At 37.7% G+C, this 21,710-nt stretch carries 18 protein-coding genes and 1 pseudogene; 15 read left to right on the top strand and 4 right to left on the bottom strand.

What is annotated here, in order from left to right:
- The first annotated feature begins 210 nt into the window (after window positions 1-210).
- The 11 genes from ilvB (at window position 211) to T479_RS13020 (ending at window position 14,257) form a co-directional block, all read left to right on the top strand.
- Window positions 211-1,974, top strand: a complete 1,764-nt coding sequence (gene ilvB, locus T479_RS13070) for a biosynthetic-type acetolactate synthase large subunit (protein WP_025219867.1) — start codon at window positions 211-213, stop codon at window positions 1,972-1,974.
- Complete coding sequence (gene ilvN, locus T479_RS13065) at window positions 1,971-2,486, top strand: acetolactate synthase small subunit (protein WP_024361067.1); 516 nt, start codon at window positions 1,971-1,973, stop codon at window positions 2,484-2,486. The genes ilvB and ilvN overlap by 4 nt, the downstream gene beginning before the upstream one ends.
- A 97-nt stretch (window positions 2,487-2,583) precedes the next feature.
- On the top strand, window positions 2,584-3,618 hold the full coding sequence (gene ilvC / locus T479_RS13060; protein ID WP_024361066.1) for a ketol-acid reductoisomerase: 1,035 nt from the start codon (window positions 2,584-2,586) through the stop codon (window positions 3,616-3,618).
- Entirely contained in the window at window positions 3,605-5,146 is a 1,542-nt protein-coding gene (locus tag T479_RS13055) for a 2-isopropylmalate synthase (protein WP_025219866.1), read from the top strand. The genes ilvC and T479_RS13055 overlap by 14 nt, the downstream gene beginning before the upstream one ends.
- An 85-nt stretch (window positions 5,147-5,231) precedes the next feature.
- A complete protein-coding gene (gene leuB / locus T479_RS13050) occupies window positions 5,232-6,332 on the top strand; it encodes a 3-isopropylmalate dehydrogenase (protein WP_024361064.1) in 1,101 nt (366 codons plus the stop codon).
- Between the two features lie 16 nt (window positions 6,333-6,348).
- Window positions 6,349-7,758, top strand: a complete 1,410-nt coding sequence (gene leuC / locus T479_RS13045; RefSeq protein ID WP_025219865.1) for a 3-isopropylmalate dehydratase large subunit — start codon at window positions 6,349-6,351, stop codon at window positions 7,756-7,758.
- 32 nt (window positions 7,759-7,790) lie between these two features.
- Window positions 7,791-8,381 (top strand): 3-isopropylmalate dehydratase small subunit, encoded by a 591-nt coding sequence (gene leuD / locus T479_RS13040; RefSeq protein WP_024361062.1) that lies wholly within the window; start codon window positions 7,791-7,793, stop codon window positions 8,379-8,381.
- A 176-nt stretch (window positions 8,382-8,557) separates the two neighbouring features.
- Complete coding sequence (rbsK, locus tag T479_RS13035) at window positions 8,558-9,439, top strand: ribokinase (protein WP_025219864.1); 882 nt, start codon at window positions 8,558-8,560, stop codon at window positions 9,437-9,439.
- 261 nt (window positions 9,440-9,700) lie between these two features.
- Window positions 9,701-11,551, top strand: a complete 1,851-nt coding sequence (locus T479_RS13030) for a dynamin family protein (RefSeq protein WP_025219863.1) — start codon at window positions 9,701-9,703, stop codon at window positions 11,549-11,551.
- 266 nt (window positions 11,552-11,817) lie between these two features.
- Window positions 11,818-12,156 (top strand): hypothetical protein, encoded by a 339-nt coding sequence (locus tag T479_RS13025; protein ID WP_025219862.1) that lies wholly within the window; start codon window positions 11,818-11,820, stop codon window positions 12,154-12,156.
- A 13-nt stretch (window positions 12,157-12,169) separates the two neighbouring features.
- Window positions 12,170-14,257 carry an ankyrin repeat domain-containing protein gene (locus T479_RS13020; RefSeq protein ID WP_025219861.1) on the top strand — a complete coding sequence of 696 codons (2,088 nt, stop codon included), beginning with the start codon at window positions 12,170-12,172 and terminating at the stop codon, window positions 14,255-14,257.
- 84 nt (window positions 14,258-14,341) lie between these two features.
- On the opposite strand, the pseudogene T479_RS23250 reads toward T479_RS13020, so the two are convergent.
- Window positions 14,342-14,509: pseudogene (locus T479_RS23250) on the bottom strand (IS5/IS1182 family transposase); the annotation flags it as partial.
- Between the two features lie 351 nt (window positions 14,510-14,860).
- Window positions 14,861-15,166: a transposase gene (locus T479_RS23245; RefSeq protein ID WP_081769906.1), complete on the bottom strand. Its 306-nt coding sequence runs from the start codon at window positions 15,164-15,166 to the stop codon at window positions 14,861-14,863.
- A gap of 118 nt (window positions 15,167-15,284) precedes the next feature.
- Between T479_RS23245 and T479_RS13010 the strand changes: the two genes are divergently transcribed.
- The 4 genes from T479_RS13010 to T479_RS12995 all read left to right on the top strand — a co-directional run bounded on the left by T479_RS13010 (window position 15,285) and on the right by T479_RS12995 (window position 19,880).
- The gene (locus tag T479_RS13010; protein WP_227665463.1) at window positions 15,285-16,289 is read left to right on the top strand and encodes a LacI family DNA-binding transcriptional regulator; all 1,005 of its coding nucleotides are present in this window, start codon (window positions 15,285-15,287) and stop codon (window positions 16,287-16,289) included.
- A gap of 94 nt (window positions 16,290-16,383) precedes the next feature.
- Complete coding sequence (locus T479_RS13005) at window positions 16,384-17,811, top strand: aldehyde dehydrogenase family protein (RefSeq protein ID WP_025219857.1); 1,428 nt, start codon at window positions 16,384-16,386, stop codon at window positions 17,809-17,811.
- 18 nt (window positions 17,812-17,829) lie between these two features.
- Complete coding sequence (gene ahlS, locus T479_RS13000; RefSeq protein ID WP_024361054.1) at window positions 17,830-18,675, top strand: AhlS family quorum-quenching N-acyl homoserine lactonase; 846 nt, start codon at window positions 17,830-17,832, stop codon at window positions 18,673-18,675.
- Window positions 18,676-18,692: 17 nt separating this feature from the next.
- On the top strand, window positions 18,693-19,880 hold the full coding sequence (locus tag T479_RS12995) for an iron-containing alcohol dehydrogenase (protein WP_025219856.1): 1,188 nt from the start codon (window positions 18,693-18,695) through the stop codon (window positions 19,878-19,880).
- Window positions 19,881-19,929: 49 nt separating this feature from the next.
- On the opposite strand, the gene T479_RS12990 is transcribed toward T479_RS12995, so the two are convergent.
- Window positions 19,930-20,439, bottom strand: coding sequence for a ferritin (locus T479_RS12990; protein ID WP_025219855.1), 510 nt, complete (start codon window positions 20,437-20,439; stop codon window positions 19,930-19,932).
- A gap of 281 nt (window positions 20,440-20,720) precedes the next feature.
- Window positions 20,721-21,479 carry a MeeY/MeeF family manganese export membrane protein gene (locus tag T479_RS12985; RefSeq protein ID WP_024361051.1) on the bottom strand — a complete coding sequence of 253 codons (759 nt, stop codon included), beginning with the start codon at window positions 21,477-21,479 and terminating at the stop codon, window positions 20,721-20,723.
- Window positions 21,480-21,710: the final 231 nt, after the last annotated feature.

Below are 21,710 nucleotides of genomic sequence, written 5' to 3'. Positions count from 1 at the left end.
AATATGATTGCTATAAACAAGGGTGGTACCATGAAAAGTCTTTTTCATCCCTACGCAAGGTAGTTCTTTGCGTTCGGAGAAAAAGGCTTTTTATTATTTATTAAGCGTAGAATATTCCGTTTTCAGCATTACATCACGAAAGTGTTCATTAACTAGATGAGGTAGTCGTATGCTGTTGTGAATCGAAAGACAAGAAGGAGGCATATTTTGATGAGTGCGAATGTTTCAATTAATGAAAAAGAACAATTGGCGACAGAAGAAGTAGAACAAACTTTTCAAGCGAAAGATGGTGCAGACATTTTAGTCCAAGCGCTGCATGATCAAGATGTAGATATTATTTTTGGATATCCGGGTGGAGCAGTACTTCAAATATATGATGCAATGTACAAAAACCCAATTCGTCATATTTTAACACGTCACGAGCAAGGTGCTATTCACGCAGCTGAAGGCTATGCACGTGTATCGAATAAGCCGGGGGTTGTCATCGCTACAAGTGGTCCAGGTGCAACGAACTTAGTAACAGGTATTGCCGATGCGATGATTGATTCTATCCCATTAGTTGTCTTTACTGGTCAAGTAGCGACAACAGTTATTGGAACAGATGCGTTCCAAGAGGCAGATATTATGGGGATTACAACACCTATTACAAAGCACAACTACCAAGTGCAAGATGTCAATGATATCCCTCGCATAGTGAAAGAAGCGTTCCATATTGCGAATACAGGTCGTAAAGGACCAGTTGTGGTAGATTTCCCTAAAAATGTATCTCAAATGCTGTTTGATGTAAATAATCCACCACAAGAACCAGAAGAAATTTATTTACCAGGCTATCAACCGACATACAAGCCGAACTATTTGCAAATTCAAAAGGCTATTCAAGCTATTTCGCTAGCGAAAAATCCAGTAATTCTAGCAGGGGCGGGTGTACTATTTGCCGATGCTCGTGAAGAATTAACAACTTTCGCTGAGAAGTATCAAATTCCTGTAACAAATACCTTATTAGGTCTTGGCTCCATTCATGGCGATCACGAATTATTCATTGGTATGGCCGGAATGCATGGAACAGTAACAGCAAATATGGCAATTACTAAGTCGGATTTATTATTAAATATTGGCGCTCGATTTGATGACCGTTTAACAGGGAATTTAGCAACGTTTGCACCAAATGCAACAATTGTCCATATTGACATTGATCCGGCTGAAATCGGTAAAAATGTACCGACCGATATTCCGATTGTAGCGGATGCAAAAGAGGCATTAAAATCTTTACTGAAAAAAGATTTTGAAGGTCCGGATACGAAACAATGGCTTGAATTTTTAAACAATCATGCAAAAGAATATCCGCTGTGGTATTTAAAAGAAGATGGAGACACAGAGGTGTTACCGCAGGAAGCACTAGAACTTGTGCATAAAATTACTGAAGGTGATGCCATTGTGACGACGGATGTAGGGCAGCATCAAATGTGGGCTGCACAATATTACCGCTTAAACAATGATCATGGTTGGGTAACGTCTGGTGGACTTGGTACGATGGGCTTCGGCTTCCCAGCTGCAATAGGGGCCCAGTTTGCGAAGCCAGACAAAAAAGTTGTTTCGATTGTAGGCGATGCAGGCTTCCAAATGACTGCACAAGAGCTTTCATTATTAAAAGAATTCAACTTACCAGTAAAAATTGTGATTTTAAATAACAGTTGTTTAGGGATGGTACGCCAATGGCAACAAACATTCTATGAAGAGCGTTATTCATCATCACTTATGCCAATCCAGCCAGATTTTGTTAAATTAGCGGATGCTTACGGCATTAAAGGCTATCGAATTAACACAATTGACGAAGCGGAAAGTATTTTCCGTGAGGCACTGCTTTCTGACGAGCCAGCGTTAATCGACTGCCGTGTAAAACAGCTTGAATGTGTCTACCCAATGGTTGCACCAGGTAAAGGGTTACATGAAATGATTGGGGTGAAAAAGAATTGAAACGAGTAATTACAGTAACAGTGATTAATCAAAGTGGTGTATTAAACCGTATAACAGGTTTACTTATGAAGCGTCAATTCAATATCGAATCGATTACAGTTGGTCATACTGAACAGCCAAACTTCTCAAAAATGACATTTGTTGTGAATGTAGAAGATGAGCGCAAAATTGAACAACTGGTGAAGCAATTATCGAAGCAAATTGATGTGTTAAAGGTCAATGACATTACAGATAAATCCATCGTGCTTCGTGAGCTAGCGCTTGTGAAGGTTATTTCACCACCAAATTTACGTCTGGAAATGAACTCGATTGTTGAGCCATTCCGTCCACAAATTATTGATACAGCGAAAAACGTTGTGACATATCAAGTGGTAGGAAATCCAGAAAAAATCGATGCCTTTATTGAGCTTATTCGCCCATATGGTATTAAAGAATTAACGCGCACAGGTGCAACGGCATCTGTTCGTGAAACACAAAAAACCATCAATACGCAGCTCTCTATTTTAAAATAGTTTGCATATAAATCGAAGCTTGTGATCTGCGCACTGTAAAGCTGCAAATGCTCATAAGTTTAAAAAAACAAACCCAATTATTAGGAGGAAACAAACAATGGCTACAATGTACTATGAACAAAACATCAACGAGGACGTATTAAAAGGAAAAAAAATCGCAATTATCGGTTACGGTTCACAAGGTCATGCACATGCATTAAACCTTAAAGAATCAGGTTTCGATGTAGTAGTAGGTGTTCGCCCAGGTGGATCTTTCGATGCAGCAAAAGCTGATGGCTTAGACGTTAAAACAGTTGCGGAAGCAGCGCAAGAAGCAGATGTAATCCAAATCTTACTACCAGATGAGCGTCAAAAAGCAGTTTATGAAGCTGAAATTGCTCCATATTTAGAAGCTGGTAAAGCACTGATGTTTGCACATGGTTTCAATATTCACTTTGGTCAAATTACGCCACCTGCAGATGTTGACGTATTTTTAGTAGCACCAAAAGGACCAGGTCATCTAGTGCGTCGTCAATTCCAACAAGGTGCTGGTGTACCAGGACTATTTGCTATCCACCAAGATGCAACGGGTCAAGCAAAAGATTTAGCACTTGCTTACGGTAAAGGTATTGGCGCTGCTCGTGGCGGTTTATTAGAAACATCATTCAAAGAAGAAACTGAAACGGATCTATTTGGTGAGCAAGCAGTACTTTGCGGTGGGGCAACTCAATTAGTTAAAGCTGGATTTGAAACATTAGTAGAAGCGGGCTACCAACCAGAGCTTGCTTACTTTGAGACATTACACGAATTAAAATTAATCGTAGATTTAATGTTTGAAGGTGGTATGGCGACAATGCGTTACTCCGTTTCAGATACAGCCGAGTGGGGTGATTATGTTGCGGGTCCACGTATCATCGACGATTCAGTTAAAGCCCGCATGAAAGACGTATTAACAGATATCCAAGATGGTACATTTGCTCGCCGTTGGATTCAAGAAAATGAAAATGGTCGTCCAGACTATACAAAATTCAAAGAAGCTGGTGCAAACCACCAAATCGAAGAAGTTGGTGCAAAACTACGTGCAATGATGCCATTCATCAATGAAGGTAAGGAAAAAGTTGTGAGAGAAGTGGCTACAAGTGCGAAAAATTGATATTTTCGATACAACACTTCGCGATGGTGAACAATCTGCCGGCATTAATTTAAATACAGCAGAGAAAATTGAGATTGCCAAGCAACTTGAACGTCTAGGTGTAACAATTATTGAAGCAGGTTTTCCTGCTTCATCTCCCGGTGATTTTGATGCGGTCCAGCGTATTGCGGGTACTGTGAAAAATTCAATCATTACAGGGCTAGCGCGTTGCGTGCAAAAAGATATTGATACAACATGGGAAGCGATTAAAGTAGCAGAACAACCGCATATTCATATTTTTTTAGCAACATCTCCAATCCATATGGAATATAAGTTGAAAAAATCACCTGATCAAGTGGTCGAGCAAGCCATTGAAGCAGTGAAATATGCGAAAAAATACTTCCCACTTGTGCAATGGTCTGCCGAAGATGCTTTCCGCTCAGATCGCGAATTTTTAGTACGTATTATGAATGATGTTATTGCTGCTGGAGCGACGACGATTAACGTGCCAGATACAGTGGGCTATGCTTCTCCGCAAGAATATGGCGCATTATTCAAATTTTTATTAGAAAACGTCAAAGGTGCTGAAAAAGTGAAATTCTCAGCACACTGCCATGACGATTTAGGAATGGCTACGGCTAACACCATTGCGGCTATTGAAAATGGTGCGTCACAAGTTGAAGGAACAATTAACGGTATCGGGGAGCGTGCAGGGAATGTTGCACTAGAGGAAATCGCGGTAGCCCTCCATATCCGTAAAGATATCTATCCTGTTGAAACAGGCATCAACTTACAGGAAATTAAGCGCACATCGCAATTAGTTAGTAAACTAACGAATGTCGTTATTCAACCAAATAAAGCAATTGTCGGTAAAAATGCATTTGCACATGAGTCTGGCATTCATCAAGATGGCGTGTTAAAAAATCCTGAAACATATGAAATTATATCACCTGCACTGATTGGCGAAGGAGAAGTACCGCTTGTTCTTGGCAAACATTCAGGACGCGCTGCTTTCCGTGATCGTGCAGAAACAATGGGCTTTGCACTGTCAGATGAAAAGCTAAATAAAGCTTTTGCTGAATTTAAAAAGCTAGCAGACCGTAAAAAAGAAATTACGGAAGAAGATTTATTAACGCTTCTAACAGAGCAGCAAATCCAAATCGAAGATGTGCCACTGTTTGAGCTTAAAATGGTACAAGTGCAATATGGTACAGAAAATATTCCAACTGCTACCGCGACGGTCGTGACGCCAGAAGGCAATGTAAAAAATGTTGTGGCTACAGGCTCAGGCTCAGTGGAAGCAATATTTAATACGTTAGAACAGCTTGTGCCTGGTGCTATCAATGTCATTGATTACCGAGTGAAGTCTGTCGGCAAAGGGCGTGATGCACTTGGTGAGGCAGTTATTAATATCCGATACGATGGTGTATCAACAACGGGACGAAACTCTTCACAGGATGTATTAGAAGCATCCGCGAAAGCTTATTTAAATGCGATTAACCGACATTTAATTCAGGTAAGTCTTCGAGCACAAGGTGAACTCGTTTAACTTGATTTGACTCTCACCTAGCAAAAGGTGAGAGTCTTTACTAAAATAGCGTAACCATACGCTAGACAAAGAAAGGTGTTTTACGATGGAGAAAAAAATTACAGTACTTCCTGGCGATGGAATTGGGCCAGAGGTGGTTGCGTCAGCTATACGTGTACTACAAGTTATCGGCAAACGTTTCAACCATACATTCCATTTAGGATATGGAACAATCGGAGGCGCTGCCATCGATCAACACAACAATCCACTACCTGATGAAACAATTGAAATGTGTGAGAGCAGTGATGCGATTTTATTAGGCGCAGTAGGGGGGCCAAAATGGGACAATAACCCACCAGAACTACGTCCAGAAAAAGGCTTACTTCGTATCCGCAAGCACTTTGACTTATTTGCAAATTTACGTCCAGTAAAGGCGTTCCCGAGTTTACTAGAGGCTTCACCTTTAAAACGTGAAGTAGCCGAAAACGTCGATTTAATGATCGTACGTGAACTTACAGGCGGCGTATACTTCGGGGAACCACGTATGCGTACTGAAAATGGCGCGATTGATACAACAGTTTACTCAACAGCTGAAGTAGAGCGTATCGTTGAAAATGCCTTTGAATTAGCACGTTTACGTGGAGGCAAATTATGTTCAGTCGATAAGGCAAACGTACTTGAAACTAGCCGTTTATGGCGCGAAGTTGTAGAAGCGAAGAAAAAAGACTATCCAGATGTTCAGGTAGAACACAACTTAGTAGACTCTGTAGCGATGAAATTAATTACAAATCCTGCTCATTATGATGTCGTTGTAACAGAAAACATGTTTGGTGATATTTTAAGTGATGAAGCATCGGTTATTACAGGTTCTCTTGGCGTACTACCATCCGCATCCATCCGCGGTGATAATTTTGGACTTTACGAACCAGTACACGGTTCAGCACCAGAAATTGCAGGGCAAGGTGTGGCTAATCCAGCAGCAACGATTCTGTCAGTCGCTATGATGTTACAATACTCATTTGGCCTAGCAGAAGAAGCGGCTGAAATCGAACGTGCAGTAAGTGCAGTATTTGATGATGGGTACTTTACAGCAGATCTTGCACGTGATGGAGGACGCACTCTATCTACAAATGAATGGACAGATAAAGTTATTAATGAAATTGATACAAGTTTTGTTTCGGAAAGTATTATGACAACATATATTTAAGAAATAGGTGAAGACAATGGGAAAAAATATAATTGAAAAGATTTGGGATAAACATGTTGTTTATCAGGAAGAGGGCAAACCGGACCTGTTATATATTGATCTTCATTTAATTCATGAAGTAACTTCTCCGCAAGCATTTGAAGGTCTACGCATAAATGGACGGAAAGTGCGTCGTCCTGATTTAAGCTTTGCGACGATGGATCATAATGTGCCAACAAAAAATCTACCGACAATCAATGATCCAATTGCACGCAATCAAATTGAAACACTGGCGAAAAATGCTGCTGAATTCGGTGTTGAGCTTGCAGGTATGGGTCACCCTAACCAAGGGATTGTCCACGTGATTGGACCAGAATTAGGTTTAACTCAGCCTGGCAAAACAATTGTTTGTGGTGACTCGCATACATCGACACACGGTGCATTTGGTGCCATTGCATTTGGTATCGGTACATCCGAAGTAGAGCACGTAATGTCTACACAAACATTGTGGCAAAACAAGCCAAAAACGATGGAAATCCGCGTTGAAGGAGAGCTACCGGTTGGTGTTGCTGCGAAGGATATTATTTTAGCAATCATCTCGAAATTCGGTATTGGCGTTGGTACAGGACATATTGTGGAATTCACTGGAGAGGCAATCCACAAACTGTCAATGGAAGAGCGCATGACCATCTGTAATATGTCCATCGAAGCAGGTGCAAAGGCTGGTCTTGTATCACCTGACCAAATAACAGTGGATTATATTCGTGGTCGCAAATATGCACCACAAGGTGAGAAATTTGAAGAAGCGACAGCGTATTGGCTAAGTTTAGCATCAGATGAGGACGCGACATATGATGAAGTCCGCATCATTAAAGCAGAGGAAATCGAGCCAATTATTACATGGGGAACAAATCCTTCAATGGGTTCTGGTGTATCACAAAATGTTCCGACGCAAGCAGATTATCAGGATGAGTCAGATAAAGCCGCACTTCGTAAAGCGCTTGCCTATATGGGCTTAGAAGAAGGGCAACCATTAACTTCAATCGATATCCAATACGTATTTATCGGCTCATGTACGAACTCACGCTTAAGTGATTTACGAGCTGCTGCAAATGTTATTCAAGGACGTAAAGTTCATGAAAACGTAACAGCAATCGTTGTCCCAGGTTCCCATTCTACAAAAAAACAAGCAGAAGCAGAAGGTTTAGATAAAATTTTCATTGATGCAGGTTTTGAATGGCGCGAATCCGGTTGTTCGATGTGCTTAGCGATGAATGATGATGTGGTCCCAGCTGGTAAACGCTGTGCATCAACCTCAAACCGTAATTTCGAAGGTCGTCAAGGTGCTGGTGCTCGCACGCACTTAGTATCACCTCCGATGGCAGCTGCTGCTGCGATTGCAGGTCACTTTGTAGATGTACGAGAATTCGTGAAGGAAACTGTGTGAAGGCACCATTTACACGGAAAGGATGATTGAAAATGCAACCAATTAATATCGTAAATAGTGTGATAACACCACTTGATCGTAAAAATGTCGATACAGATCAAATCATTTCGAAAGAGTTTTTAAAACGCATTGAGCGTACAGGCTTTGGTCAATTTTTATTTTATCATTGGCGTTTTGATGCACAAGGCAATGAAGTACAGGACTTTGTATTAAATAAAGCAGAATTTAAAAACTCTAAAATTTTAGTAGCGCAAGATAATTTTGGCTGTGGCTCTTCACGTGAGCATGCACCGTGGGCAATTTTAGATTATGGCTTTAACGTCGTCATTGCCCCTTCATTTGCGGATATTTTCCATAATAACTGCTTCAAAAATGGTATATTACCTATCAAGTTAACGGAAGCAGAGTGCGATGAAATTTTAGCAAAAGGTTTAGAGAAACCTTATCATGTAGAAGTAAATCTTGAAGCACAAACAGTAACAGGTGAAGATGGTAAAGTTTATACATTCAACATCGATTCTTATTATAAAGAAACGTTACTAAATGGCTGGGATGAAATTGCCCTAACATTTAAATACGAAGACCATATTGCTGCCTATGAAGCACAACGTGTAGCCTACTAATGGGCAAGTAAAGCCGAGAAGAGTGTTAGATTGACTGGAATCAATCTAACACTTTTTTGCTGTTTGATGGGAACGTTGCCAGTATAGATACTTCGAAATACTGAAAACAAGGAAGCCTTTGTCTTTCTTTTGCTAAGTCGTTAAAATAGAAAGAAGGAATCGAAAGGATGATTTAGATGATTACAGTAATTGGTAGTTTAAATATGGATTTAGTGATACAAATGGCGGATTTCCCACAACAGGGAGAAACGGTTCTTGGGCAACACTTTCAAACAAGTCCTGGAGGAAAGGGGGCTAATCAGGCGATTGCTGCGGCTCGTTTAGGCAGCAACGTCACAATGATTGGTTGTGTAGGCGATGATCGTTTTGGGCATACATTGCGAACAGTTTTAGAGCAGGAGCATATTGATACAACATCGCTTCTAACAACTTCAGAATCGACTGGCATTGCGAATATTTTAGTGCATCACAATGATAATCGTATCATCGTGGTCCCAGGAGCAAATTATAAGCTTGAACCAACACATTTGGATGCTGTAAAAGATGTCATTACACAAAGTCAAATGGTAATCTTACAGCTTGAAATTCCGATGGAGACGACAGCACATGCTATAAAATTATGTAAGGAAGCGAATGTACCAGTGCTGTTAAACCCAGCCCCAGCGGCGAACTTTGATATGCGCTGGATGGATGATATTACCTACTTGACCCCAAATGAAATTGAGTGTGCCCAGCTATTCGGAAACGATTTCGATCAAACGCTCGAAAAATATCCGAATAAACTAATTATTACACTTGGTCGTGATGGGGCACGTTACTTTGATGGTGAATATCCTATTCATGTCCCTGGCTATATGACAAAAGCGGTGGATACAACTGGGGCTGGGGATACTTTCAATGGTGCGCTTGCCTATGCATTAGTAGAGGGGCAATCGTTGGATGAAGCAGTGTACTTTGCGAATATAGCGGCCTCGCTAGCGGTTGAGCAAGTAAGTGCACAAGGCGGTATGCCAACACTTAGTAAAGTTTATGCGAGAATGGCTGGTTTGGACGAATAAATAATATTACGCTTCATAAGTAAAGTGTTAGGATGTGTGGATTTTCTAGTTATTAGCATGAGGCACTATCATTGCATATACCTAGTTGTGCGATAAATGTGAAAAATAGAGAAATTTAACCTAAGAAGGAAATCCTATTTGTGACAAGTCGAACTAAGTAGTTTGTCCTTTTTTGTCATTAAATTTCATGACTATATATAAGAAATCGAATAGTATCCTTTATAATGGAACTATAGATACATATGAAAGTAGGTTTTGAGGATGACGAATATTGACACTACGCCAATCGACTATACAGCCTCAGCGAATAATATTTTGCCACAGTTTGTGGATCGTTTACGTCAACTGCACAGCATTATTGTACAAAATACATATGTGAAAGATACAGCTAAGCACTTAAATCGTATAATCCAAGATGCAAACAATCAAACAATGGTACTGATAGTCGGAAAAGAACGAGTAGGAAAAACAACACTGGTAAATGGTCTTCTTGGTCGTTCTATTTTACCTGTAAGCGATCAAAATCCGACAGGGGTTAATACGTTTTTACGATATGGTGAGCATGAGGAAATTAAAGCATATTTTTTAGATGGTATGGTGGCAATATTTGATATGAGCAAATTAGAATTACTTACTACAGGTGATACGTTTGCATCACAAATTTTACGTGAACATTTAGATTATCTAGAAGTATATGTTAAGCATGAGTTATTAAAATCTGTGACAATTATCGATTCGATCTCATTAGAAGCGGGTGGGGGAGAAATGGCATACTTCTCCGAATCGCTAATCAATCGAGTGGATGAAATATTTTGGGTGTTACGTTCAGAATCGATGGCGATCGATGCAGAAGTTTTATTAATGGAAGCTTTAAAAAATAAAGGGGTAGTCCCACTTTGTATCGTTAATGGCATCGATAAAAATAATAATACAGAAGCCTTTATTCGTTCTGAAAAAGAACGAATTGGTCATTTATTAAGCGATTTTGTAGCGATTTCTGCAATGGATGCCCTTGAAGCACAACAAACAGACAATAAAGCGTTATGGCAGCGTAGTCAATATGATAATCTAATTGCGCAAATTCAACGCGTTGCAGAGAATAGCGATAAAAAAACGTACGCAATTATTATTCGTTTTTTACAATGGCTGGAGCGTTTCCGCTTCGAATTAACGATTATACCGCAACGTGATCCATTTCAATCAGCAGTAGAAAACATCGAAAAATTTGCGGGAGATACACAATATGAATTTTCACGTTATCAGCGAGATGTAGCCATTGTACAGGAATATGAACAAGAGTACGAGCAAGTAGCAAGCGTATTCAAAAATGTTCAAACATTGTATCAGCTCTTACAAACGATTTCGCAACATGATTATTTACAAGATGATTTCGTTGAACAATTTACTGAAAAAGCAGTGATTTATCAACAGGCATTACGTGAATATCGTAATATGCATAATGAATATATGCGAGAATATGAGCGTTTGGACGCACAACATAAAAAAATTCATGGAAAAGGGTTGATGAAAGCCATTTTTGGCCATCATACACAAAATGATTTTTTCAAAGAACGTGTTCTGCGTTTAAATGAACAGCAAGAAGTATGTGTTACGCAGTATGCGAAAGTACGGGAAGCGGAAGCTATCATTGTGGAAGAAATAAATACAGTCCAAAACTATTTGATTAACCTATCCAAGAAGCGTTTAGCGCGTATTGAGAAAAAGGTGAACGAGCTCAATCAGCAACGTGCAAAAGAGAAACGCCAACTAAAATTATATGCTGCGAAGTTAAATGAATTTTCTTGTTTAATAGAGGCACAAGGGTTTATTAAAGAAAATATTCAACCGTTTCTTATGGATGGAAGGATGCCGCTGCGCCCGAAAGATCAGCAAATGCTTAAAGAAACAATCGACAATATTACAAGTATCGATCTATCTAAAAATGGCTTACTGGCGAGAAGTCAAATGAATAATAAAATGGAAAGTATAGCCATTCCATTTGATGTTGAAAGTAAATATGCACTACAGCCATTACGACTTGCCGAGACGGACGTTAAATCAAACGATATACCCGCCATACCGAATAAATTAGAAATTCAATATGAAGAATAAGAAGTACAAAACGTTCTAAAAGAATGAATCTTTTAGAGCGTTTTTTAACGCATTCATTTCGTTCAAATTTATGAGTGGTTGTTTCACAAATGCTAATATTTAGGGAGAAATGGATTGACAACAGGCGAATAGAAAATAAATTAAAAGTACCATAAAAAATTATTATTTATGAATTTTTTCTTTTAAGATGTTTTGGATTATATAGTAAATATTAGGTAATTAGTATATAATATTAATTATTTTAAAATTGTGGAGGGTTGACGCAGATGAAACTGGTACTGCAGATAACGAGTGTCATTTTAATTGTAACAGCTATCATTTTTAGTTTAACGCAGGTTTCAAGTTTAAAGGAAGAAAGAGAGGATATGAAATACTGGGAAGCAGCAGCTATTGAACATTATGATAATAATCTTATAGAAGAAAAATATTTTGCATTGAAGGATATTTATACCTCTCATCTGACAACGACTTTGATGTCAGTAATATCAATTATGTTAACTGGGATTTTCTTTTTAGCGATAGCAAAAATAATTGCATTACTTCAAGATATAAATTCAAAAGTTACTAATAAACCTCAAGAAGAAGAATTTGAATTATTGAATTAATAGGAGGAGCAGAATGCTAGTTGATATAAATTGTCCAATTGAATTGCTTGAGTATCAGCTATATAGAAGTAAAAAAACGGGTAACGTTTATTGTTCATTTCGATTTAATAATATCTCTGAAAAAACGATCAAAGGTTTTAATGCGACTATCTATTGTTTTGACCAATTTGGTGAGCCTACTGGTTCGGTATCAAATTGTTTTGAACATAAATTTCATTTTCCCGATTCAATAGGCCCTAGCCAAGCATTTGATACGAATGAAAGAATTTCATTAGATAATTTTTTACATGCCAGAAAAGTGGAGATTGTCATTGAGAAAGTACTTTTTAGTGACGAAACTACATGGACTAAAGCTGAAACAGAGCTAGAGAAAGTAGAATTAAAAGAAATACATAATCCGAGGCAATTAGCTTATGTAAAAGCGCATGAAGGAAATGATGCAAAGTATTATTCACAACTATTAAATGATAAATGGGTATGTGTATGTGGGCGTCTCAACTTAGAGAATATGGAAGCGTGTCAGCGTTGTAAAAAAGAAAAAAATCATATTATTTCCATTTATAGTAATGAAGAAACGATTAATGAACAGATTCAGTTATATGAAAAACAATTAGAAGAGAATCAAAAGAAAGAACAACTGGAAAAAGAACGTCAACGTGAAGAAACTAAGAAAAAAGTAAGGAAAATTTTTACATATAGCTCGGTGGTTGTTAGCCTTTTATTACTTATCGTTATTGGTACATTTGGCTTTATAACAAAGTTTACCTTTTCATGGGATAATTATCTTTTGTTAAAAGATAAGGATAATGCTTTAATTGAGGCAGTCAAACATCAAAATAGGAATGAGATAAATTTTTTGATTGAAAATGGGGCAAATGCTAATTTTGTCAATAGGGATGGCGAAAATTCAATAAGCGAAGCCATTAAATTACCAAATAAAAAGTTGGCTATTTCGCTAATGAATAAAGGAATGGTGAGTATTACAGTTGGACAAGAAAAGAATACGCTTGCTCATCTTGCGGTCGACAATGAACAAATGGAAATACTAAAAGAGTTACATCATTTCAAAGTGGATATGGATGTTAAGAATGAAATGGGACATTCGGTTTTATATACTGCCATGGAGACAGGAAATCCAGAAATAATTGACTACCTTATCCATGATGTAAAAGTAAAGCTACAAGATGTGGATAATGAAGGGAATAATATTGTTCAAGTAGCCTTGCTACAACAGTTAAAAGATACAGCATTTATCAAAGAATTACTGAACCTGGCTATTGATTTAAATAAGGAGAATAAAAATGGCCAAAATACATACGAAATGGCTATTCTTACTGAAAATAATGAGATAGTGCAACTATTTATAGACAAAGGACTAAATGTGAATCAGGTTGATAAACGAGGAAATAATGCAATCCATGTTCTCCTTAATCAGAAAAAAGATAATGCGGCTTTTCTAACAGCATTAATAAACAAGGGAACAAATGTAAATGGACTGAATGGACAAGGACAATCACCCTTATATGTAGCTATTGTAAATGGGGATAAAAAAATTGTTGAAGAACTAATAAAGAATAAAGCAAATATTGATTCAGTCAATAGTAATGGGGAATCAGCGCAAACCGTTGCTGAAAAATATAATAAATCATTGGTAGAATTATTTGAACAAGGTAAATTTGTCATTAAATATGATAAACAAAAAAATGTTTACATAGTAAGTGGGATTACTTTAGGGAATTCTAGAAAAGATGTAGTGAATAAGTTAGGGAACCCAGCTAAAAGGCAAGAGTTTACTTCTATAAATGGTGAAATTGACTGCAACTTTTATTACTTGAAAGATAGCACTGGAAAAAATATAGAGACACAATATTGTACTTATACAGGGAGCAATAAAATAGAAGAAATTACGTTTGATTTTTATCCTAAACATCTAAATGAAACTTGGTATAAAGATTTGGGAAAACCATTTGTCATGGATGATGGGAACGCATTATTTTATCTTGAAGGCACGGAACAAATATTACAGTTAAAACCGAATGAAGAATTAGGGTTTCTTACTTATGCAGATGCCAATTTCTATTATTATTATCCAAAGGATTAGCAGCTTGTAGAAAAAAGGGGCTGGGACATAACTGCTTCAATTAGTGAGAAATCCGAATTTGAATGATTTCAAATTCGGATTTCTCTATTTTTTTATGTTGTCTCCATATAGTTCTATGCAAATGGCTGTGAATTTTCTTAAATTCACCATTAATGCGTGACCCATCTCGTTATCAGCCTTCGATTTTCTTCGTACAGAAAATCGAGTAAAACGCAAATTAGCTTTCAAGAATCCAAAAACGGGTTCCACGTCAGGCAATATCATTCTTTTGTAACTTCACTTCTAAATCTAAAGGCAAAACTAATTGATTGACTTATCAGAAGTGATTCTTATTTTTATGTAAAAATGATCTAAGCCGTTTAAATTTTACTCGTCGTAAAATTTAAACGGCTTATTAGTTTTCAGAGGAGGGTTTTGTCCCAGCCTCTTTCTTACGATTAGTCAACCATATTTAAAGATTAATTTATATTTTTATGAGTGTGAAGTGGTGAGGGACATCTCTCATCACTTCACACTCATTTTTGGATACGCCAAAAAGACTTGGCGATTTTTATTTTTTTGAAAGGTCATTATGTTATAGTTTTATATGGGTGATTACGATTTCTAAGCTGGTAGTGCGGACTCAGAATCGTAAAGAATGCCACGCGTCAGTAACTGAAATGTCACTTTCAGAAACTTATTGATGCAGGCGACAATCGCAATCTTATGAGGCTTCCTCTGAGGTTGCTTTTTTAATTTATAATAATAGTCCACAAAATGATTCGGTTTTCCTTGTGCCCTAAGCATGGCACACACCATGAAATATAAAATTTTCCGTAAATGCTTGTTTCCTCGTTTATTCATACGATTTCTATATTGTGTATTGCCCGACTGGTATCGTATTATATCTATTCCTGCATAAGCGTTCAGTTTTTGGTTATAGTGCAGATAAAAGGGATAACTTTGATTGTGCTTATACCTTAACTAGTTTAATGCTATTAACATTATCCTTTTGATGGTATAAAATAGGCATAGAAAGATGAAATGGGTGGTTTTTTTGGTTTCTTCTAAAGATGTAGCAAAGTATGCCGGTGTTTCACAGACAACTGTTTCACGAGTGTTAAATACTCCAGAACTCGTGAAACCGAAAACATTAAAAAAGGTGATGGAGGCCATTGAACAATTAAATTATGTCCCAAACGATATTGCAAGATCACTTGTACAACAAAAGACAGGAATAATTACTTTAATTTCTGGACCGTTGCATAATCCATTTTTTGTCGATACAACAACCGAAATTGTAAATTATGCAAATGCTAGAGGCTATAAGGTAAACGTGTATTTTGGAACGGAAGATAATCTAGAGACTATTTATAATTCCGTGTTAGAAACAAAAGTGGATGCAATTATTTTATCATCTATAAGGTATACGGATCCATTATTTTATAAGCTTGAAAAACTGGAGATACCTTTTATTATGTTTAATCGTAAGCATCAAGAAAATAGACATTTTGTAGAAATAGATAATATAGAAGCAGGTTATTTAGCGACTAATCATCTAGTGACTTTAGGACATACGGACCTTTGTTGGATAGGGGGGCCACATGAAATGAGTACTTTTTTTGGAAGATATGAGGGTTTTAAAAAGGCGTTGGTTGAGGCGAGCATAGATATAAATGCAGTGCCAAAATTTTCTACAAATACGAGCAAAGGTGATATAAAACGAGTGTTTGAAGAACTATTGTTGCTATCTCCAAGACCGACAGCAATTTGCGCTGCAACAGATGCTATTGCCATTGAAATACTCAACCAATGTTTAGAACAAGGATTCAATATCCCTAACGATTTTAATGTAATTGGAATTGATAATGTAGAACTGAGTAAACATCGTTCTATTTCCTTGACGACAGTTGGCATCAAATCGGAAAAAAATTTAGGGTTTTTAGCGATTGAGAAATTATTTGATGTAATGGAGAAAAAAAGTGCTTGCATCCAGCAAACGGAATCTGTTAAACTTTTCCCAAGAAACACAACAGGTAAAAAAATGAACTGATGAGTGTCAGTTTATTTTTTTATACTAAAATGGTTACGTATTCATTTCTTTATTTTCAGAAATGAATACGTAACCATTAAAAGGGAGTGAGGACTTGAAGAAACATTTAATGTTGAATGGCGAGTGGCGTATGACGGATGAATATTTAGATGTTTATGCCCCGTATTCAAAAGAATTAATTGGTCAGTTTGCGATAGCAACTGAGATCGATGTGCAACAAGCAATTGAGTGCGCACATGCAGCTACCTCAAAGATGGCAATGTTAACAGCAATTCAGAGAGCTCAAATTTTGGAACAATTATCGAATTTATTTGCTGAGCATCGAGAAGAGGCAGCTACTATTATTTCGTTAGAATCCGCTAAGCCACTAAAGTATGCAGTTGCAGAAATAGACCGAACAATTGAAACATATAAGTTTGCCGCTGAAGAAGCGAAGCGCCTTGCAGGTGAATTGATTCCGATGGATGCTTCAAAAGGTGGAGAAGGACGCTTTGCTTATACGTTGAGGGAACCGATTGGCGTTATAGCGGCAATTACGCCATTTAATTTCCCTCAAAATCTTGTCGCACATAAAGTCGGCCCAGCATTAGCGGCAGGAAACACAATTGTCTTAAAACCGGCAACACAAACGGCACTATCTGCACATTTTTTAGCAAAATTACTTGCGCAAACAGACTTACCTGCAGGTGCTTTTAATTTAGTTACGGGCTCCGGAAAACTCATCGGGGATACATTTTTAGCACATCCACAAGTGAAAATGATTACATTTACAGGCAGTCCAGCAGTTGGTATTTCTCTTCGTAATCGAGCCGGATTGAAAAAGGTAACGTTAGAACTTGGCTCTAATGCGGGAGTAATTGTCGATGAAGGTGTTCCATTAGAAAACATAATGGATCGTATTGTAATGGGAGCGTTTTCAAATCAAGGTCAAGTTTGTATTTCCTTGCAACGTATTTATGTTCTGGACAATGTTCTTGATTCATTTTTAAAACAGTTTACAGAGAAAATTACCCAACTAAAGATAGGGGATCCGCTTGATCCAACAACAGATTTAACAACAATGATTTCAGAAACTGAACAACAACGTGCATATGCTTGGATTCAAGAGGCAGTCAATGAAGGTGCACAAATTATTACTGGAGGTCGGATTGAAAACAATATTTTATTACCTACTGTCCTTTATAATGTACCATCTCACAGCCGCGTTTCCTGTGAAGAGATTTTCGCGCCTGTCGTTATCATTAACACTGTGTCCACAATAGATGAAGCAATCGAAGCAATAAATGATTCGAATTATGGTCTACAAGCTGGCATCTTTACTTCATCTATAGAAACAGCATTTAAGGCATCGAAAAAATTACAAGTAGGTGGTGTCATTATAAATGATGTGCCTACATACCGAGTTGACCATATGCCATATGGAGGAGTAAAAGACAGTGGAACAGGTAAGGAAGGTATTAAATATGCAATCGAAGAAATGACCGAAATGAAACTAGTTATTTGGAATAACAACCAATCATGAAATGGGGATGTTTGTAAAATGAAGATGATAAACAAGCACGCTAAACTATTTGTTATGGATAATGGAACGATGCGCATGGATAAAAACTATATGATTGCAATGCATAATCCTGCAACGATTGACCACCCGAATCAACCAAATGAATTTGTTGAATTTCCGGTTTATACAGTTTTAATTGATCATCCAGAAGGAAAAATTTTATTTGATACAGCATGTAATCCAAACTCAATGGGACCCGAAGGAAGGTGGGGGGAATTTACACAAAAAGCATTCCCTATTAATATGCCAGAAGAATGCTATTTACATCATCGATTAGAAGAATTAAATGTTCGCCCTGAGGATATTAAATATGTAGTTGCTTCACATCTTCATTTAGATCATGCAGGTTGTTTAGAACTTTTTACAAATGCAACGATCATTGTGCAGGAAGATGAATTTAATGGAACGTTACAAACATACGCGAGAAATGTTAAGGATGGTGCGTATGTTTGGGGTGATATAGATATGTGGATTAAAAACAACTTACAGTGGCGCCTAATCAAACGTGGTGAAGATAATGTGAAACTGGCAGAAGGTATAAATATATTGAATTTTGGTAGTGGGCATGCTTGGGGTATGCTAGGTTTGCATATTAATATGCCAGAAACAGGGGGAATCATTTTAGCGTCAGATGCTATTTACACAGCTGAAAGCTTTGGACCACCGGTTAAGCCTCCTGGTATTATCTATGATTCAGTAGGTTATAACTCAACAGTTGAACGAATTCGAAGATTAGCAAACGAAACAAATTCGCAAGTATGGTTCGGCCATGACCCCGTGCAATTTAAATCATTTAGAAAATCAACAGAAGGCTATTATGAATAGATGGGAGTAGAACGAACATGAGTAAACTTACCTTTACTCCTACAAACTATATAGGTTGGGGGAGTCTACAGCATTTACTTGTAGAAGTGAAAAAATTCGAAGCAAAGAATATATTAATCGTAACGGACCCGTTGTTAAAAGAGTTAGGTATAGTGGACCATATTAATAAACCTTTACAAGAGAATGGTTATCGTACGACCCTTTATACTGATATTGCTCCAGAGCCACCTCTTGCAATTGGGGAACAACTGGTAGACTATACAAGAAAGCATCAATTTGATTTAGTTATCGGATTAGGTGGTGGAAGTGCGTTAGATTTAGCTAAGCTAGCTGCCGTATTAGCTACTCATGACGGCAAAGTCGCTGACTATTTAAATTTAACAGGTACAAAAACACTTGAAAATAAAGGGCTTCCCAAAATTCTAATTCCGACAACTTCAGGTACAGGGTCGGAAGTTACAAATATTTCGGTTTTATCGTTAAAAACGACAAAGGATGTCGTGACACATGATTATTTACTAGCTGATGTAGCCATTGTAGATCCGGAATTAACAATTTCTTTGCCAGCAAAGGTAACGGCTGCTACGGGTGTTGACGCGTTAACGCACGCAATTGAAGCATATGTTTCAATTAATGCAAATGAAGTGACAGATGGTCTTGCACTTCAAGCGATTAAATTAATTAGTAGTTCAATTCGTACAGCCGTACATGACGGCAAGAATAAGCAAGCGCGCTCAGATATGAGTTATGGAAGTTATTTAGCAGGCTTAGCATTTTTTAATGCAGGTGTAGCAGGGGTGCATGCTTTGGCTTATCCTCTTGGTGGTCAGTATCATATTGCACATGGAGATTCAAACGCTGTATTACTACCATACGTTATGGGCTATATTCGTCAAAGTTGCGAAAAACGCATGAAGGATATTTTAGATGCAATGGGGCTGTCATCTAGTTATTTATCGCAAGAAGATGCTTCCTTTAAATGTGTAGTTGCATTACAGCAACTAGTAAAGGATGTAAATATTCCTTCAACTTTGAAAGGGTTTGCCATACCGGAATTAGCACTTGAACAATTAACGGATGATGCTACGAAACAGACTAGAATTTTAGCCAGAAGCCCGATGCCCTTAAATCGAGAAGATATTTTGGCTATTTATCGTGCAGCATTTGATGGGGAAATTCGCGAACCGAAACGACAAACATTGTAGATAATAAATGAAAAGGGCCGTATCAATTGATACAGCCCTTCATTATTTATTAAGCTTCAGCACCAGGTGTAAATGTTCGTGTAGCTAACTCCGCATCAAGCATAAAGATAGCATTTGAATCATTTTCAATGCGTTCAATTTTACGAATTAATGTATCGAACGTTGATTCTTCTTCTACTTGCTCATCGATGAACCATTTTAAAAATGCCATTGTGGCGTGTTCACGTTCATCTAATGCAATATCAGATAAGTTGTAGATACGACGTGTCACTTCTTTTTCATGTGACAAAGCTGTTTTAAAGGCATGCAAAATAGAGTTGAAATGATTTTCTGGACTGTCAAAACCATGGATTGTTGCACGATAGCCCATATCACTTAAAAAGTTATAAAATTTCATTGCATGGAAACGTTCTTCTTCCGCTTGCACTAAAAAGAAATTGGCAAACCCATCGTAATCTTGATCTGTGCAAAATGCGGCCATTGCCATATAGGCATGCGCTGAGTAAAATTCAAAATTCATTTGTTCGTTAAGTGCTGTGTGTAGTTTTTCTGATAACATAGTAGTTCCTCCCTTTGCAGTAAATACCTTCTACTTCTCATAGTATATAGCGAAAGAGGGTCATCATACAGAAAAAGATATTTTTCGTCATAAATACTGCAAAATTAAATTGATATTCGTTCTCAATTAGAAGATTTAGATTTTTAAAAATTGAAGAATCGCCACGAAACGAACGCAAATCGCCACGAAACCAGAACGAATCGCCACGAAGCTAGTATAAGATGCCGACCGTATTTGGAAAAAAAAATTCGCCCAGACGTTGAGTCTAGGCGAATGATATATTATGCTTCTTTCTTTTGGTTTTTGATACCTACTAAGTAGCCAATTAGCGCAATCGCAAGTAACACGATCCAGAATGTCGCTTTCCACATTGTTGAATGTGGGAATTCGTGAGGAATAAAGCCTAATTTTTCATGTGCTAACGTTAAAACTGCTAACTTTACGCCAACCCAACCAACGATTAAGAATGCAGCTGTTTCAAGTGACGGGAATTTTTCTAGTACACGTACGAACCAGCGTGCCGCAAATCGCATCATGACAACCCCGATAAGACCACCAAGGAACATAACACCGAATTGTCCTGCATTAATACCACCGACATCGAAATTACCTAAATGCGGCAATGTAACAGCGATTGCCACTGCAGCTAAAATGGAATCTACCGCAAAGGCGATGTCCGCAAGCTCTACTTTAATAACCGTCATCCAGAAACCAGATTGTTTTTTAGGTTCTTTAATTTCATCTGATTCTCCGGCGGCTTTCCGCGAATCATAAATATGTTTAATTGACATAAATAACAAGTAGGCAGCACCTAATGCCTGAATTTGCCAGAAATTTACGAGTGTTGTAATTAAGAATAGTGCGGCAAAACGGAAAACGAATGCACCAACTAATCCGTATAATAATGCCTTTTGTTGTTGTGCTTTTGGTAAATGTTTTACCATAACGGCCATCACGACCGCGTTATCTGCCGCTAATAGTCCTTCTAGTACAATTAATACGACAAGTACCCAAGCGTATTCTAATAAAATCGCTTCCAAATTTGTTTCCTCCTTTGTTGTGGACAGAAATGAATAATATGCTCTTTCCTATTGTTTATTTTAGGCAAAAGAAAAAGACCCATGCCTAAAAAATAGGCAAAGGTCTTGCTAAGCAATTATTTGGAAGCTCCAAATAATAATTTGTACCAATAATTTCTAGTACAGAACTCATCTATGTAGGACATTAGATGAGTTTGCTATCACACCCGATGGCTGCTACCATGTAATGAC

Source organism: Lysinibacillus sphaericus (assembly GCF_000600105.1).
Taxonomy (GTDB): domain Bacteria; phylum Bacillota; class Bacilli; order Bacillales_A; family Planococcaceae; genus Lysinibacillus; species Lysinibacillus sphaericus.
Note: the sequence above shows the minus strand (reverse complement) of the source record. Positions and strands in the feature narration are given on the sequence as shown.